Origin of the sequence: Bacillus sp. (in: firmicutes) (assembly GCA_012842745.1) — a bacterium.
Taxonomy (GTDB): domain Bacteria; phylum Bacillota; class Bacilli; order Bacillales; family Bacillaceae_J; genus Schinkia.
In genome coordinates this window covers 23,931-40,960 of record DUSF01000062.1, presented here as the reverse complement: position 1 = coordinate 40,960, position 17,030 = coordinate 23,931, and the positions used below count along the sequence as shown (strand labels likewise).

The 17,030-nt window shown below is 37.7% G+C and carries 16 protein-coding genes; all 16 read right to left on the bottom strand.

Annotation, left to right across the window (positions count from 1 at the left end; genetic code table 11):
- Positions 1–10 precede the first annotated feature (10 nt).
- The gene (gene tilS, locus GX497_18215) at positions 11–1,435 is read right to left on the bottom strand and encodes a tRNA lysidine(34) synthetase TilS (protein HHY75113.1); all 1,425 of its coding nucleotides are present in this window, start codon (positions 1,433–1,435) and stop codon (positions 11–13) included.
- 58 nt (positions 1,436–1,493) lie between these two features.
- Positions 1,494–2,495, bottom strand: coding sequence for a protein kinase family protein (locus tag GX497_18210; protein ID HHY75112.1), 1,002 nt, complete (start codon positions 2,493–2,495; stop codon positions 1,494–1,496).
- Positions 2,464–3,207: a VWA domain-containing protein gene (locus GX497_18205; protein HHY75111.1), complete on the bottom strand. Its 744-nt coding sequence runs from the start codon at positions 3,205–3,207 to the stop codon at positions 2,464–2,466. The genes GX497_18210 and GX497_18205 overlap by 32 nt, the downstream gene beginning before the upstream one ends.
- A 60-nt stretch (positions 3,208–3,267) precedes the next feature.
- The gene (gene spoIIE, locus GX497_18200) at positions 3,268–5,724 is read right to left on the bottom strand and encodes a stage II sporulation protein E (GenBank protein HHY75110.1); all 2,457 of its coding nucleotides are present in this window, start codon (positions 5,722–5,724) and stop codon (positions 3,268–3,270) included.
- Positions 5,725–6,020: 296 nt separating this feature from the next.
- Positions 6,021–6,200, bottom strand: a complete 180-nt coding sequence (locus tag GX497_18195; protein HHY75109.1) for a hypothetical protein — start codon at positions 6,198–6,200, stop codon at positions 6,021–6,023.
- A 184-nt stretch (positions 6,201–6,384) separates the two neighbouring features.
- Positions 6,385–6,828, bottom strand: a complete 444-nt coding sequence (locus GX497_18190; protein ID HHY75108.1) for an RNA-binding protein S1 — start codon at positions 6,826–6,828, stop codon at positions 6,385–6,387.
- A 70-nt stretch (positions 6,829–6,898) separates the two neighbouring features.
- Entirely contained in the window at positions 6,899–7,285 is a 387-nt protein-coding gene (locus GX497_18185) for a cell division protein DivIC (GenBank protein ID HHY75107.1), read from the bottom strand.
- 14 nt (positions 7,286–7,299) lie between these two features.
- Positions 7,300–7,890, bottom strand: a complete 591-nt coding sequence (yabQ, locus tag GX497_18180; GenBank protein ID HHY75106.1) for a spore cortex biosynthesis protein YabQ — start codon at positions 7,888–7,890, stop codon at positions 7,300–7,302.
- Positions 7,887–8,192: a sporulation protein YabP gene (gene yabP / locus GX497_18175; GenBank protein HHY75105.1), complete on the bottom strand. Its 306-nt coding sequence runs from the start codon at positions 8,190–8,192 to the stop codon at positions 7,887–7,889. The genes yabQ and yabP overlap by 4 nt, the downstream gene beginning before the upstream one ends.
- Before the next feature lie 154 nt (positions 8,193–8,346).
- Positions 8,347–8,607, bottom strand: a complete 261-nt coding sequence (locus GX497_18170; GenBank protein HHY75104.1) for an RNA-binding S4 domain-containing protein — start codon at positions 8,605–8,607, stop codon at positions 8,347–8,349.
- A gap of 36 nt (positions 8,608–8,643) precedes the next feature.
- Positions 8,644–10,107 (bottom strand): nucleoside triphosphate pyrophosphohydrolase, encoded by a 1,464-nt coding sequence (gene mazG, locus GX497_18165; GenBank protein HHY75103.1) that lies wholly within the window; start codon positions 10,105–10,107, stop codon positions 8,644–8,646.
- 20 nt (positions 10,108–10,127) lie between these two features.
- The gene (locus GX497_18160) at positions 10,128–11,729 is read right to left on the bottom strand and encodes a polysaccharide biosynthesis protein (protein ID HHY75102.1); all 1,602 of its coding nucleotides are present in this window, start codon (positions 11,727–11,729) and stop codon (positions 10,128–10,130) included.
- A 104-nt stretch (positions 11,730–11,833) separates the two neighbouring features.
- Entirely contained in the window at positions 11,834–12,373 is a 540-nt protein-coding gene (gene spoVT, locus GX497_18155) for a stage V sporulation protein T (protein HHY75101.1), read from the bottom strand.
- 175 nt (positions 12,374–12,548) lie between these two features.
- Positions 12,549–16,064, bottom strand: a complete 3,516-nt coding sequence (gene mfd / locus GX497_18150; GenBank protein HHY75100.1) for a transcription-repair coupling factor — start codon at positions 16,062–16,064, stop codon at positions 12,549–12,551.
- A 102-nt stretch (positions 16,065–16,166) separates the two neighbouring features.
- Positions 16,167–16,397, bottom strand: coding sequence for an anti-sigma-F factor Fin family protein (locus GX497_18145; GenBank protein ID HHY75099.1), 231 nt, complete (start codon positions 16,395–16,397; stop codon positions 16,167–16,169).
- A gap of 69 nt (positions 16,398–16,466) precedes the next feature.
- On the bottom strand, positions 16,467–17,030 hold the full coding sequence (locus GX497_18140) for an aminoacyl-tRNA hydrolase (GenBank protein ID HHY75098.1): 564 nt from the start codon (positions 17,028–17,030) through the stop codon (positions 16,467–16,469).

Below are 17,030 nucleotides of genomic sequence, written 5' to 3'. Positions count from 1 at the left end.
CTTGTTCCTCCTAGAGCTCTTGGTTGTACACTATGTATTGTAATAATAAAAAATAATGACTCTTACACTGTTCACTATGTTGTTTCCTCAAGGAAAAGGCTGATTTTTTTAATAATGGAAGCCAAAGTATTTGACCATTTGCATCTTCAACAATTGGCCAAGAATCTCTTTTGTCCCTTGGAAGCTTTTCATCAATGAAAATATCTTTAATTTTTTTCGTTCCACTCATTCCTTTTAAGGTCATCCTGTCGCCCGTCTTTCGATTGCGAATATGTAGTGGAAAGGCAATTTCTTCAGGATTACAGATAAAAAAATCAATTCCGTCTATGTTTTCCGGAATAGACTGAATCCATTCAGCTTTTATTGAAGAATCCTCTGTTATATAAACTTCCCCCGGCACTGATAAAGAATAAGAAAAAAATAATTGCTGCTTTTCATCCTTTTCAATTGTTAATGTACATTCGTTATAGGACTTTATTACAATCATGCCTTTTGGAAAATGTAATGTACCTGAAGGATGTTTATGATTTAGCAACGATAATAGTTGATTAATATGTATTGTAGCTAAATTGGAAGGGATTCCTTTATAAAGATATTTTAATATTAGATGAATAGCCCTTCTTTGTAAAGAAATAGGCATGTCTTGAAACTTATTTATAAGGAAGACTGCTTTTGTCCCCGTTTTCTCAATTATTATCTTCTCTAATTCCCGCGCTGCGTACTCATCTAACAGCTTTTGGTCTTCAAATAATAATTCACTTATAGCCTGAAACCGCTCCGAAACGTTCGGGTTTTCTTTTTTCAGTAAAGGAAGAATATGGTGTCGAAATCGATTTCTTTGATAATCATCTTGCTTATTGCTAGGGTCAAGCCGATAGGAGAGATTACATTCATCTATATATTGTTCTATTTCTACCTTAGTCAAACATAAGAATGGACGGATAATTGTCGCTCTGTGAAAATCGCGCCTTACAGGTATTCCTGCCAAAGCTTTGCCGTAGCTGCCGCGCACCATTCTCATTAGCATTGTTTCCACCTGATCATCACCATGATGTGCCAATGCCAAATAATCTGCATTATATTTTTCTAAAACTCTATTATAAAAATCATACCTACATTCCCGCGCTGCAACCTGTACGCTTACATTGTGCATCTTCATATAGGCAGGTACATCAACGGAAGTACCTTCGAACTGAATATGATAGTCCTCACAAAATGCCTTCACAAAAAGTAAGTCCTGATAAGATTCCTCTCCCCGAAACATGTGATCAACATGAGCAGCGATGATTGTTAAAGCCCATTTGTCTTTTATCGTCCACAAATAATGAAGCAGGGCAATCGAATCCGATCCTCCTGAAACACCGACTACAACGACGGATTCCTTCGTTAACAGCCTATGCTTTTCAATAAATTGCTCAACTTTTTCACGCTTCATTATTAATCTTCCTTTATAAAAATTATATTCATTTCAGTAGTATATTTTAACAGAAAAATTACATGATTTGTCCAGCAATATAAAGAAAGTAGGCAACAAGTAAAAAAACAGCAATAATAATCGTTTCAATGACACCCTTAAATTTATTTCTAGTTGACTTTGGAATAACCTCTTGCTTTGGGATGAATTTAGAGTAATTTATCTTTTTATTTACCGGAGGAGCCACCGCCTTATTCCTATTGTACTGGGGGCTGATTGCTACTATTAAATCAGACCTCATTTCCCGTGCAGAAAGATAACGTCCTTTAATGGCTTTGACCATCACATTTTCGTATTTTCTTAATGACGATGCTGTTTGGATGGCCCTAACTAGCTGTGAATAGTAATCGCCTACCTCCCCTTTTTTTGAAAAACGGTGTGGATAAGCTGTGTTCAGTATAATCATCGCAACCGCAAATAAATCATAGGAAGGTTCCGCTTTCCGTGAGCCTAAATTCCAATAGCCACGATCATAAAACTCCGTAAATTCCTTAATGGAGCGGCCCTTTATTGTTGTTCCGCCAACATCGAGCAATCTGACTTTTGGTGGTGGACCGACAACAAGCAGATTATCCGGCTTTAAATCACCGAAGACCCATCCTGCTTGATGAAGTTGCTCTAAATCTGATAAAAGCTGTAGTACAAGGACACCTAGCCACTCCTGACCATTCTTCTTTATAAATGATAAAAAATCAAGCCCTTTTAAATATTCCATTACATAAAATGGAAGAACAATTCTACCTCCTGGCAACACCCAATCATCCACATCAAGCAAAGAAGGCCCAAGGCAGCCTTGGACCTTAGAAAAGTGACGGAGCACATTTACTTCAGAAGTAATCGCCATACTATCGTCACTTATTTTTAAGGCAACTAAACCTTCCCTCCCTTTCACCAAATAAACGCTTCCCGTTGCCCCATATCCTAGAGACTTAACAACAAAATAGCTTTTACGATGCCACTTGCCTTCGATAATAGTGCCTGGCGTTACATTATAGGCCGGTTTCTTCGATGTATTCATCATCACGAGAAATCCAGCTCCTTAATGAACGTGGTTTCTTCTTAGTAAAGTATTGAATTGCCTCACGAATAGCAGGCCCTGTTGGGGTAATACCACCTGACGTTAATCTTGGAAAAACGCTTGAGATTGAATCTAGCTTCGGCGTCCAATCTAGTATTTTATCAACCTCATCCCGCTTTCCCGGGAAAGCAAACATCGAAAAACGATTTTGACCAATTCTTGAATTTAAACTAATTGATAAATCAAATAATGCCTCCTTTACAGTTGGTATTTTATCCCGCATACTTCCGCTACTATCTACTAAAATTAATACTTCCAAATTAACAGTTTCGCCAAGTTCATCAACTACTTCCATCACCTCACCGCGTTTTTCTGGTGGGAGATCTTCGATTGAACTTTGATTACCAAGAATATGCTTTAGTTCTGAATTTACAACACCTTGAAGAGTTTGCGTCATCGCTTTTCTCGTTACCATTTGCACGGTTTGCGAAAGCTGTTGGGCATAGACAATCTGACTTATGCCGCCCCCGCTCATCGCAATCGCGTCTATTTCATATTTACCTTGGTCACCGACAGAATCATTTAGCACTACGCCAATCACATTTACCGTTATTCCCTGCTCTTTTGCAAGGGCCGCCATTGCTACTGGATCTTCTCCTGAATTCGAGCACCCATCCGTAATAAGTAAAATTTGTTTTAATGTCCCTTTTTTCATTCGTTATCTCCTCCATCATAATCTGTTACCATTTTTAACGAATAAAAAGGGAAATATACACTATAGTGCCTTTTTACTAGAATACACCGGAATAGAAGCCCATTTTGGGATATTATGCTTCACTTTCGCTACAATGACGGTCATATCATCTTTAATTTGCCCGCTCGTGCGGATAACCTCCTCCAATAAAATATCAGCAATGGCCTGTGGATCATCTGTTGCAATTTCCTTCAACTTTCTTTTCATCCAAACATCGTAGTTTTCCACATGTGATGGCCCTTCAAACACACCATCGCTCATCATCACTAATAAATCACCAGATTTCAACTGATCACTAACAACATCTACCTCGAAATCTTGAATAATGCCAATTGGCAAATTGCTTGCTTCAATTTTTTTAACAATATCTCCTCTTTTAATAAAGCTCGGCGCTGAGCCGATTTTAAGAAATTTTACATTGGCATCCTGGAGGTCAATCATCGCCAAATCTAATGTTGAGAAAATTTCATCTGTTGTCCGTAGTGATAAAACTGAATTTACAGACTTAATGGCTACTTTTTCTTCAATGCCAGACTGCAAAATCTTTCGGAGCAACACAATCGTTTCATTGCTCTCCAAAAAAGCCCTCTCGCCATTACCCATTCCATCACTTATCGCGATAGCATATTTGCCTGCTCCTAATTCAATCGTTGAATAACAATCTCCTGATACAAATGCCCCACCTTTAGCTGCATGGGCCACACCGGTTTCTACAATAAACGCTTTTGATGAACCTAACGCTACTTGACAAAACCCTTGTGGAAATGGGGCACATTCTTCTTTTCGTACAACAATTGTTTCTCCTAATATATCGGATAACATTGGGGCAATCACCTTTTCAGCTTCACCAGTGCCATGGCAATATGGAATACTTAATTCAATATCTACATTGCCAAACTTTAAGCTATATATATCAATTTGTCCAAGTTCAATGCCCATTCCAGCCAAGGCTTCGACAATTTGCTCCTCTTGGTGTTGGTGATTTTCCCGTTCCCTTTGAATCTCTTTTGCAAAATCATCCATCACTTGTGAGACACCTAATAGTTGGTCCGCTACTAATTTCCTGCTTTCCTTTACTTGCTTTTTTAGCCTTTGGTTGGCGTGGTAAAAAGATAACTCTTGCTTAATTTCCTCATAAACCTTTGCACCTTTGACACAATGCTTGTCCCAGTCTCTTTGCAATAAACGATTTGAAGTTTTCGTACCATTTTTTTCACAATCATGCATAATCGCAACCATATAATCATATGTTGTAGTAAAGTTGTCTTCCCAGCATTTTGCTTTTCGAAAACAAGTTTGGCAAGTTTTTTCGGTAACATTGCTTAGGAAATAATCAATCTCACGATGATCATCATCTTCATTCCTAACTAGCCCATGGTAATTAAAGCTATTCGAAAGTGCTTGAAACAAATTTGAAAATTGTTCAACACGTTTAGCGGTTACATCCCTAATTTTTCGCATATATTGCTGTTGTTCCTGTGCATGCTCCTCCGTACCAGGAATAAACTTAGCAATCTTCACGAACACTTGCCGCGGCGTTAAAAAGAATAGCACCATCGCCATACAAGACTCCATTATCGTAGGCAAAAGATCTGTTGTGCCTTCCCCATATAAACCAATTAATAATGTTCCGATCAACAAGCCGATTCCGACACCAATCTTTTTTCCATCCTTTAGAAGGCCACCTAAAAGGCCGGAAAAGGCTAGTAAACTCATTTGATAAAGGCTAGCAACATTCGCCAAGCTTAAAATTAAACCAGTGACGACACCAACAGTAGAACCAATCGCAGCCCCACCAGTAAAAGCGAATAACAACACTAAATATCTTGATAAAACATGTTCAACCGAAATATCATAAATAGACCAACCAATCGTACCTGTTAAAACAGAAGCCAAAAGAATGATTAAACAAATGATTTCCTCATTCTTTAAAGCTTGTTTCCTGCGTCGTGCTGTTATTAAAGGTACACTTTGAATAAAAATTAATGTCAAAATAAAGCTTAAACCCGCTTCTACGAAGCCCATCATGACATCGTAGTAGAAAAGCTCATGATTTAATACATATGTTAATAACAGCCTTGTTGCCAAACTGGCAACAAAAACAATTGTTGGAAGCAGCTTTACTTGATTAGAGCTTATTTTTGAGAAAATAATGTAAAAAATAAAAAACGCCCCAATAGAAGCAAATGTAAAACCGCCGCTAGGAATCGATGTTGATAATGCACCAAGAACGACAGCAATTGCAGCTTGTCCCGTTTTTCCCCTTCTCATTAAAAAGACAGCTGCAAAATACGGCAATGCAAATGGCGCTATTTTCGCTAAAATTAATGCTCGTCCAAGTAAAAAGCCGACAATTACTAGTAGTAAACCCTTTTTAATGAAAAGATGTTCCAGCTTTGTTCCTAAACGGTCCAACCAACCTTCCATTGTCCCCCGGGTTTGCGGCTGAAAAATCAACTCCCTTTCTACTTTTTGCATTTCAATACACTCCCCTGACTAGAAATAATTGTCTCCTATTAAACCACAGTGATTTTTATTTTTTTGTCAAATCATCAGGGTAGTGCAGAAAAACTATTCGACTCATTTTTATGTTCGCTTGTCAAAAAAGTAACCCGCTTCATTGCAATTCCTTACGTGTTTTGTTGGAAAATGTGTATTGTCGTCTATAAAAATTTGAAACAACATAAACATAGTATTAAAATTGTCTATTTGCTGTAGTCGAATTTAGCGAAAAGAAAGGAAGCAGGGGGAATCGTCCCCTGCTTCCTTCAATTTCAGGAAAATGATAATTGTTGCTCTTTCATAAGATCCGCCTCTGCAAAATCCGTAAAATAAATTACTTCAGAAAGAACTTTGTTTCCTCCCATTTTTTCGTACTCTTTCCTCGCCTCTTCCTTATTTTCAAACTCGAACATTTTAATGCTGTCTTGTGCATATTGCGTTAAAACCCACACAATCATATCCCCCTTGAATAAAAGTTATTATAACTTCCTAATCTCTACTATCATATGCAGGTACCAAAACAAAATACTAAAAACAGCAAAAAAATTAAAGCACCCAAACTGGGTGCTTGCCTTTCCATTATTTGTATATAAACTTGCTTTAAAAATTAATAGCAAGTGCTAGTACTCCGTCGTTCTATCCTCTTCTCGCGCCACGGCCGCCGCGTTTTGATTCTGTGTGGCGCTTCAATGATGCTAAGCGATCTTCACTATCCTTTAAGAAGCGAGACATTTTTGATTCAAAATTCTCGACAGTTCCACCACTGCGCTTATCAGGCTTTGAATTTCGTGAACGCTGCGGGCGTTGCTGACGTTGTGGCCGTTCAGAAGCAACTGTTTCCTCTTGTTCTTTTGCCTTTTTGATTGATAATCCAATTTTACCGTCCTTCTCAACATTTAAAACTTTGACCATTACCTCGTCGCCAACTTTTAAGAACTCATTTATATCTTTCACATAATTATCAGCAACTTCACTAATATGAACAAGACCTGTTGAACCCTCTGGCAGCTCTACAAACGCGCCAAAATTGGTGATTCCTGTTACCTTTCCTTGTAACTTGCTGCCCACTTCAATTGACATAAAAAAAATGCTCCTCCTTGAATTGTTAAAAATCATTTTGTTATCATTATACTAAATCAAAAAAAGACGGTCAATATGATGACTCTTTATCATTTGGTAGCTTGAAAATGATTTCTCCTTCTTCTGATAGAAAATATTCACTTCGCGCTAGCTTTGCAACATATTCATTATCATTTAGCTTCACCTTTTCCGCGCGGAGATTTTTCTCTTGTTTCTTTAAATTAGCATATTTTTTTTCAAACTCTATTTTTTCCTCAACCTTTTTCTGTAAAACATCTGTTTGTGAAAGCAGAATGGAACTGATGATATAACAAGCAGCAACAGCAATGACCCCCATTACTGTTAACCTGCGATAAAGACCACGTCGCTTTCTCTTAAGTTCTTGCTGCTGTTCTTTTTGCTCATCTATGTAATTGGAATGAAGTGTAGTTATTTTACGACTTCGCAGTGGTTCCATCACAACTGCCCTCCCTAATTTCGGAAACTCTTCCACCATTTTACTATATTATTCTTCCTTCTAATAAAAAACCCTGCTATTCTTCTTAAAAATATTGTGAACTTTTGCGGCATAAATCGCCACAAAATTTGAAAAACCCATTTTATTGGCGTATATATAATGAAAAATACGAGCTTTAGTATTTTAACAATGACATTTCCTAAAAAAATAATGGTTACTAATAAAAATTGAATTAACATTTTGACTGGACGTACAATTAAATTAATAATGATTCGATGAATAAACTGATACGTCCAAATGGAAGCTTTAATAACAGACTCTAATAGCTTTACATATATATTTTTCAATAGGCTTTGATAAGCAGCAAATCCGCATAAAATTGCGAGAATTATATAAAAGCGAAGCTGTCCCTCATTTACATGTAAAAGTACATAAAAAAAGAGCAAGGCCTGTACAACCCAGAACAAAATATCATTAACAAACAGGAACCATGAGGCTCGCTTAGGTCGCTTTAAGAAGCGACCATATGTATCAAGTGCAGCCCCTAACCATGCACCCATTATAATCATGGCAATCATCGTATTGAACTGGATTGTTAAACTCATTTGAATAACTTGCTAAAGAATCCTTTAGCTTTCTCCCCATGGTGGTCATCAATATAGGAAAACGCAGAGACCTTTCCTTTAATAGATACAACACCTTTATCAACATCAAGATTTTTCATCTGTAGGTTTTCGCCGCGAATCACTAAAAAGCCCATAACGGTTTCTAACAGAAATTCCTCATTATCAAAGCTTTCTACTTGCTTTACACCCGATATTTCTAATGTCCTTCTACCTCTCATAACGACATCATGCTGGGGAGTCGTTCCCTTATTTGAATTTCCCATATCATAATAATGATCCATCACTTTGTCCTCCTATAGTAAATGTAATGAATAGTAATTGTAAAGGGACTTTTGGACCTTTTCGCTAGACGCACAAGTCCTCTATTCAACTATATGATAGAAAAAAACAATTTAGACCAAGCATTACTTTTATAGGCAAAAAAGAAAAACCACCCTAAAAAACGGAGTGGTCTTCCTTCAAAACTGTGTACATCGATGCGGCTTCTTCTTTTTTTGTCGTATCTTTAATCGCTTCAATTTTCACAGTGACTAGCTTTTGGCCAAATTTAATTGCCAACTCATCGCCAACTTTAACGGTTGAACTTGCTTTTGCTTGATTTCCATTAATCGAGATTCTTCCTTGGTCAGCAACTTCCTTTGCCAATGTTCTTCGTTTTATTAGTCTTGAAACTTTTAAAAACTTATCTAAGCGCATTTCCATGCCAAAACTCACCCTTTTTTTTGAAAATATTTAAAGATGATGCTTCTTTGCCACTTCCCATATGGCATCTAACTCTTCAAGCGACATCGTTGTAATATCATAACCTTTTTGTTTAACTGTCTCCTCAATAAAACGAAAACGATTATAAAATTTAAAATTTGTTGCCCGCAAACCTTCTTCTGGATCAATTTTATAAAAGCGAGCAATATTCACAAGTGCAAAAATAATATCACCGAATTCCTTTTCAAGCTTTTCTTTATTACCGGCTGCTGCTTCATTTTGAAATTCAGCAAGCTCCTCTTTTACTTTCGCCCACATCGGCCCAATTTCCTCCCAGTCAAAGCCAACTTTTGCGGCTTTTTTCTGAAGTTCATAGGCTCTGTAAAGGCTTGGCAGTTCTTTTGGAATACCGTCTAAAATTGATTCGTTTTGTTCCTCTGCCTTTTTCTCCGTCCGCTTTATTTCTTCCCAATTTCGCATGACATCAGCTGCCGAATGAACAGATACATCACCAAAAACATGCGGATGTCTTCTAATCATTTTTTCGGTAATCGCACGAATGACATCGTTAATTGTGAAGTAGCCATCATCTTCACCAATCTGCGCGTGAAGCAGCACTTGCAAAAGAACATCTCCCAATTCTTCAATGAGCAAATCATCGTCGCCATGATCAATAGCATCTAACACTTCATACGTTTCTTCAACTAAATATTTTTTCAGCGATTCATGCGTCTGCTCACGGTCCCACGGGCAGCCATTCGGTCCCCTTAAAGCTGCGATTACCGCACGCAATGATTGAAACTCTCCATATAACAGCTCCTCATCACGGACAGGCGGAACATAAACGCTTGTTAAATTACTTAATTCAGCTTCACGGTCCAACTCATACAATGAAATTCGCTTAAGTATTTCATTCTTACTTCCCGCTGCAGTAACAATGACAACCTCATAATCATCCGGCAACCGTTCCATTAACGTTAGCTTAACTTCAGAAGCGATGAAACTATCATATACTTGCCCAATAATCATATGCTGCCTAAGCTGTAAATCACTTTCATGAAGATCTGTTCCATCCAAAAATTGAAACCCTTCTACTGGGTCAATTTCCAATGCCGCAAACATCGCATCGAAAAAGCTTTGACCGCCTTCAATTTTAACCTCAAATTCTTCATCAACCGCACACTCTAGCAGCATTTTCACCGTCTTTTCAGCTACAAGTGGATGACCAGGAACAGCATAGATAATAGAAGCTTCCTTTACCTTCTGTACTAAAATCCCAACAATTTGCTCATAAACATCTTCAAATTGTTCATTTTTCTCGTATATTTCATCAAATGATTGAAAGGTAAGGCCTTCCTTCACTAGCTCATTCACAACTGGATGTTCCTTTGTTCGCAAAAACAAACAATCGGCCTCTTTTAACTTACGGTAAATACCGATTGGCAACTGTTCAATGTCTCCAGCACCAAGGCCAAGCACAGTTATTTTATTCACCATCGTAAATCATTCCCCCTTTACATTACTTTCGTTAATTTTTCTCCAAACGGAAGTGCACGCAACTCTTGTTCAGAAAAAATATTTGTTTTAACAATTAAAAATAAATATATAATTCCTCCGAGGATCACCGCCGAAAACGATTGGAATGTTGCTACTATTCGGCTGCCTTCCTGAAAGGCAGTAAAAAACTGAGTCAACAAAAATTGATAGCTATACAAACAAAAGACCATACATAATCCGGCAAACAACGATTTCTTTATATAGCTTGAAAAGAACTGCAAATGAAGCATATTTGCCAACAAACGTATATGTAAAACAGTAGCTACTATATAAGCAATGACCGTGGCAAATGCTGCTCCTGTCGTTCCAAAAGAAGGAATAAGCAAATAGTTAAAAATAATTTTACAAAATACACTAATCAACACATAAATAGCAGGGGCAAATGGTTTTCCAAGTCCTTGAATAATCGCCGCTGCTGTCATCGTTATCGAGCTGAAAAGAATCGTAACAGCTAAAATAGCTAATACCGATGAGCCATCCATATTCGTAAATAGCATATAATTTGTTGGTTTTATAATAGCAATTAAACCAAGCGCTGCCCCAAGTCCAACGACGATACTAATGCGGATGGACAAATGCACGTTTTCCTTAATATATTGAAAATCATTTCTTGCCTTTGCGCTTGAAATAAGGGGAACAAGCGTCAATGATAATGATGTGGCAACAACCGTGCCTAATTGAACAAGCGGCTGTCCACGGTCAAATATACCCTTCGCCACTTTTGCCGCTGTGATTGAAAAGTTCCCGCTCTCTAGCAACTGTGAGTATAATGTCATCGCGTCAACCAATTGCAAAAGAATTAAAAACAAGCTGCTAATGCATATAGTAAAGCCCTGCACCACTATGGCTTTAACCATTATAAAGCTACTTTTCCACGGCAATAATTTAGGAACGCTGCTCCAATTACCTTTATTCATTTTTATCCAAAAAAGGAGAAGAATAAGCGTGGAACAAAAACCACCTATAATTGACCCAAAAACGGCACCAGCTCCACCTATATAACTAGAATATCCCTTTGATAGTAGAAAATAAGTAACCAGTAAGATTGTCGTAACTCGAATCGTTTGTTCACCAATTTGCGAAATCGCGGTCGGTGTCATATTATGATGACCTTGGAAAAACCCCCTTAAGACGGATAAAATTGGTATGAATAATAAAGAAAACGAAACAACTTTTAACGGTATTGATAACTCCAAATCTCCCATTACGGAAGCAATTTTTTCTGCACCTGTATATAAAAGCAAAAATAAGCCAATAAAGAATAATGAAAGAAAAACAAAGGAAACGACCATTACATGACTAGCTTCACTTTCCTTACGCTCTTTTACTTCGGCAATTATTTTTGAAATGACGACTGGGAAACCGTATGTAGATAAAATCAATGCAATCCCATAAAAAGGATACACTTGCTGATAAATATAGAAACCAATGTCACCAGCTATGTTTTGAAAAGGAATGCGGTAGGCGGCGCTTAATATTTTTGTAATTACACCAGCTATTGTTAAAATAAGGGCGCTTTTTAAAATCTGCTTTTCATTTAAAATACCGTGCTTATTCATAGCCCACTTCCTTTCAACATAGCTACCCAAAAAGGTATTATACACCATATAAGGGCATAAAAGAAGGAAGCAAGAGAACCGTCCGTCCCCTGCTTCCTTAAGTATTATTGTTCCATTTGACGAGCTAAAAAGCTTGCTGCTGTTTCAGCTGCCTTTTTTTCAATTTCCCCAATCTGTTTACCTTCTTTAGACATAATAAAGACAGCTCCAATTGGGTCTCCATTGGCTATGATTGGTCCAATACAATAGGAGGACACCTTTTCTTCTATACCGTCAATAATCTCAATATCTTTTTCCGCTGTTTCTAAAAATACTTGTCGGTCCTCCATTGCTTTTTCAATAACTTGGCCAATATTACGGTTTAAGTATTCCTTCTTCGAACCACCGGCAACGGCAATAAATGAATCCCTATCAGTGATTAGTACTATATGTCCTAGGCTATCATACAATGCTTCAGCATATTCCTTGGCAAAATCGCTTAGTTCACTAATAGGTGAATATTTCTTTAAAATGACTTCCCCATCTCGATCCACAAAAATTTCTAATGGGTCTCCTTCCCGAATCCTAAGTGTTCTTCTTATTTCCTTCGGGATTACGACTCTTCCTAAATCATCAATTCGACGAACGATACCTGTTGCTTTCATTCACGATGCCTCACTTTCATCTGATGATTGAAAATCTTTGGTGATTTAGTTGTTAACACCTTTGATTGAAGAAATCACCATTTTCTTGTGTTTAGTATCTTACACGTTTACGGTTCTATTCATCATGAAAGTGAAAATTCATCATTTACTACATGGGAATGATTACCAGTGCCGATTAACTTACTTGCTGTTCAAGCCTATTTAATTCCGTCAGAAATGACTCAACTACTTTAAATTGCCCCTCAATCGATTGTCCTCTTTGCTCAGTAATGATTTTTAACTTATCCCCTTCTTGACCTAAGCGAATATATTTCACATACTTTGCTGATAGCTCCACCACTTTACTAATTTGCTCCGGTGTGGCATCCATCAACATCCAAATTTCATTTTTCTTTTGAATAACGGATTCTACTTTTTGCTTTTTAGCGTGAACTTTAAGCCTTGAAATGCGGAACAAGTACTCAACCTCTTTAGGAAATTCACCAAAGCGGTCGATCATTTCATCCTGTAAGTCCTCTACATCCTCGATAGTATCTAATGAACGGAAACGTTTATACATATCAATTTTTTGCTTTTCATCTTGAATATATGCAGCTGGAATATAAGCATCGATTTCGAGATTAATTTCCACATCATAAGAAACAGGCTCGTCTTGTTTGCCTCTTCTTTCTTCAATCGCTTCTTTTAACATTTGGGAATATAGATCAAACCCAACTGAATCAATAAAACCGTGCTGTTCGGCGCCTAATAGGTTACCTGCACCGCGAATCGATAAATCCCGCATGGCAATTTTAAAGCCTGAACCAAGCTCTGTGAATTCCTTAATGGCCTGAAGTCGTTTTTCAGCAACCTCAGTTAAAATTTTATCTTTTTGATAAGTAAAATACGCATATGCTACCCGATTGGAACGGCCAACACGTCCGCGAAGCTGATATAGCTGTGAAAGTCCCATTTTGTCGGCATCATAAACAATTAATGTATTGACGTTCGGGATATCGACACCTGTTTCAATAATCGTTGTGCTCACTAAAACATCGTATTCTCCTTCCAAAAATGATAAAATAACCGATTCTAACTCATTTTCGTTCATTTGACCATGAGCATATGTTACCCTTGCATCTGGTACAAGCATCGAGATCTCTTCCGCTTTACGTTCGATATCCTCGACACGATTGTAGAGAAAATAAATTTGGCCGTCACGGGCTAATTCCCTCTCAATCGCTTCTCTGACAAGACCTAGATTGTATTCTGCAACATAGGTTTGAATAGGAAAGCGATTTTCCGGCGGTGTTTCAATGACCGATAAATCTCTGACTCCCAACATCGACATATGAAGTGTCCTTGGAATTGGTGTTGCTGTTAATGTCAAGACATCGACATTTGCTTTTAGCTTCTTTATTTTTTCTTTGTGAGTAACACCGAAGCGCTGTTCCTCATCGATTACAAGTAAGCCTAAATCTCGATAGGCAATATCTTTAGACAAAATGCGGTGAGTACCAATGACGACATCGACCGTCCCAGCTTTAAGACCTTTAATCGTCTCCGTCTGCTGTTTCTTTGTACGAAAACGGCTAAGTAGACCGACCTCAATAGGGAAACCTTGAAAACGTTCGCGAATGGTTTCGTAATGCTGTTGTGCCAAAATCGTTGTTGGCACTAAAAAGGCAACTTGCTTGCCATCCAATATCGCTTTAAATACGGCCCGTATTGCCACTTCTGTTTTACCGTAACCAACATCACCGCAAAGAAGACGATCCATCGGTCGCTCGTTTTCCATATCCTTTTTAATTTCTTCAATACAACGCAGTTGATCTTCTGTTTCTTGATATTGAAAGGATGCTTCCAATTCACGTTGTTCCTCGCCATCTTCCGAAAATGCATAGCCTTTACTTGCTTCCCTTTCGGCATAAAGCTTTATTAAATCATCAGCAATGTTTTGGACGGATTTCTGTACCTTTGTTTTAACCTTTTTCCAGTCGCTGCCGCCAAGCTTGTATATTTTTGGTTCTTTTCCTTCGGACGCAACATATTTTTGAACTTGATCAATCTGTTCAACAGGCACATAGAGCTTATCATTCCCTGAATAGCGAAGGTGAAGATAATCTTTATGAACCCCATTGATTTCTAAAGTTTCGATTCCTAAATATTTGCCAATACCATGGTTAATATGAACGACATAATCGCCAACTTTTAACTCAGAATAGCTTTTAATCCGTTCGGCGTTAGAAAGTTTTTGCCGTCGGGCTATTTTTTTCGCCCTTTTCTTAAACAGTTCTTCTTCCGTTATCACTGCTAAATGCTGCATTGGCAATTCAAATCCGCTGCTTAATGCGCCTTGCATGATTTGAAAGCGGGCTGTTGAAAGATCAGAATCCCTCGCAAGAATCTCAGCGTCAATATTATAATCAGCTAAAACATTGGCTAATTTCCCCATGCGCTCATCATTAGCAGCTAGAAAAACAACAGCATAATTCCCTTTTTTCCATCTCTCTAACTCGCCTTTTAACAAGTCCATTTGTCCATGAAAGCTTTGCATTGTTTTACAAGTAAAATTAATAATATTTTCAGGATGTGTATGTGGTACATGCCGTAGAAAAAGAGATAAATAGAGTAACGGATGTCTTGCCTTTTCTAATAAATCGTGAAAATGATGATGAATGGATAAGTCAACAATAAAATTCCCTGCTTGGATAAGCGATATTTGCCATTCAGCCTCTTCCTTATCAAGACTTTGTGATATCTCTTGAATCCGGCTAATTTCATCCATAACAACAATTCCATTTTCCGGTAAATAATCTAGTAAACTAGCAGGACTTTCATAATATAACGCCATATACTTGTACATTTCTGGAAACGGCTGGCATCTTTTTAATTGCTCAATTTCATACGCAATATTTTCGGAAAGCGCTTCTTTTGCGGCGCGGTCTGATACTTTTTTCAAGCTTTTTGCAAGCCCCTGCTCTAATAGTTCAGCACCTTTAGCAAAATGTTCGTCAAACAAAATCACTTCCGTTGCAGGGCCTAGCGCTATTTCCTTAACCGTTTGCAGTGAGCGTTGGTCTTCAATATCAAAATAACGAATCGAATCAATTTCCGTATCAAACAGCTCAATCCGAAGCGGTCGTTCTTCAGTCAATGGGTAAATATCAATAATCCCACCACGAATACTAAATTCACCCGGCGTCGACACCATTGACGCACGCTCATAGCCCATTTTGACAAGCGTTAGTAAGAACGATTCTATGTTTAGTTCTTTACCAACCTCTAAATAAATCTGGCTTTTTTTCCATATTTCTAACGGTGGTAAAACTCTCCGAAGCCCTGCAACAGGCGCAATTAAAATACCGTTTTTTCGTGAACACCAATGATTTAAAGCATCGATGCGCTGTCCCTTTAACTCAGGACTGGCAATTGCAATTTCCGCAGCAATTAATTCATTAACAGGATATAAATAAACCTCGTCTTCACCGAGAATCTCTACTAAATCATCATATATTTTTTGAGCTTGGTATAAATTATGGGTGACAACGAGCTGCGGTTGTTTCGTGTCGATATACATTGCTGCAATAAACAAGGCTCTTGCTGAGCCGGATAACCCAGCTACTAATTGTTCTTTAAGTCCTTCATTGAACCCGCTTGCAACCGTTTTTACTTCTCCATTTTTTATAATATACGATCGTAATCCTAACAAAACGAATCATTCCCCCCTAGTAAGAAAAGCGCAAATGACTTGAGCATATATAAACAGAAAAATGCTTTGGTTTTTGCCAAAGCCACTACCCTATTTTTTTTATTATTGTATGAAGGTATGTAAAGAATGAAAATCTGGATTTCGTTCCAGTGCTTCTTGACAATCCTCACATATCGATTGAACTACAATGTCCCCATTTGTATCATAGCTTATCATATCCATTCTTTCTTCTTCGCTTAACACATGGAATCCTAACTTTTGAGATTCAATACTATCTTTATCCACTTCACCCATTTGGATTTTGCAATGCCTGCAGTAATAATGAATAGGCATAGTAAACCTCCTCAAAGAGACCTTTACCATTTATTATGATCACCTTAAGGGGATTGTATACGCTCCATATTATTTTTGATTAAATTCATTCATGACTTCCAAAAAAGACGTTGAGAGCCATTTTTCACAAGCATCTGCAGCTTTCGTGATTGCCTCTGTAATGTCTGGGCGCTCTTCTTCGCTAAATACGCCTAAAACATAGTCAACAACCTGCATCCCATTTTTAGGCCGATCAATGCCCATTCTTAGCCTGTTAAAATTTTGTGTGCCTAGATGCTGAATAGCTGATTTGATACCGTTATGTCCACCAGCGCTCCCTTTTGTACGCAATCGAATTTTTCCAGTCGGCAAATCAAGGTCATCATAAATAACTATAAGGTCTTCGATATCAATATCATAATAGTCTAAGAGAGGTCTAATCGCTTCCCCTGATAAATTCATATATGTTAGCGGCTTTAATAATATGACCTTTTCGCCATTTATCGTGCCCATTCCATAAATTCCTTTAAACTTTTCTTTATTTAACGGTAAATTCCAACGCCGACAAAGCTCATCAATGACCATAAAGCCGACATTATGTCTTGTCTTTTCATAATTTTTGCCTGGATTACCTAAACCAACGATATATTTCAA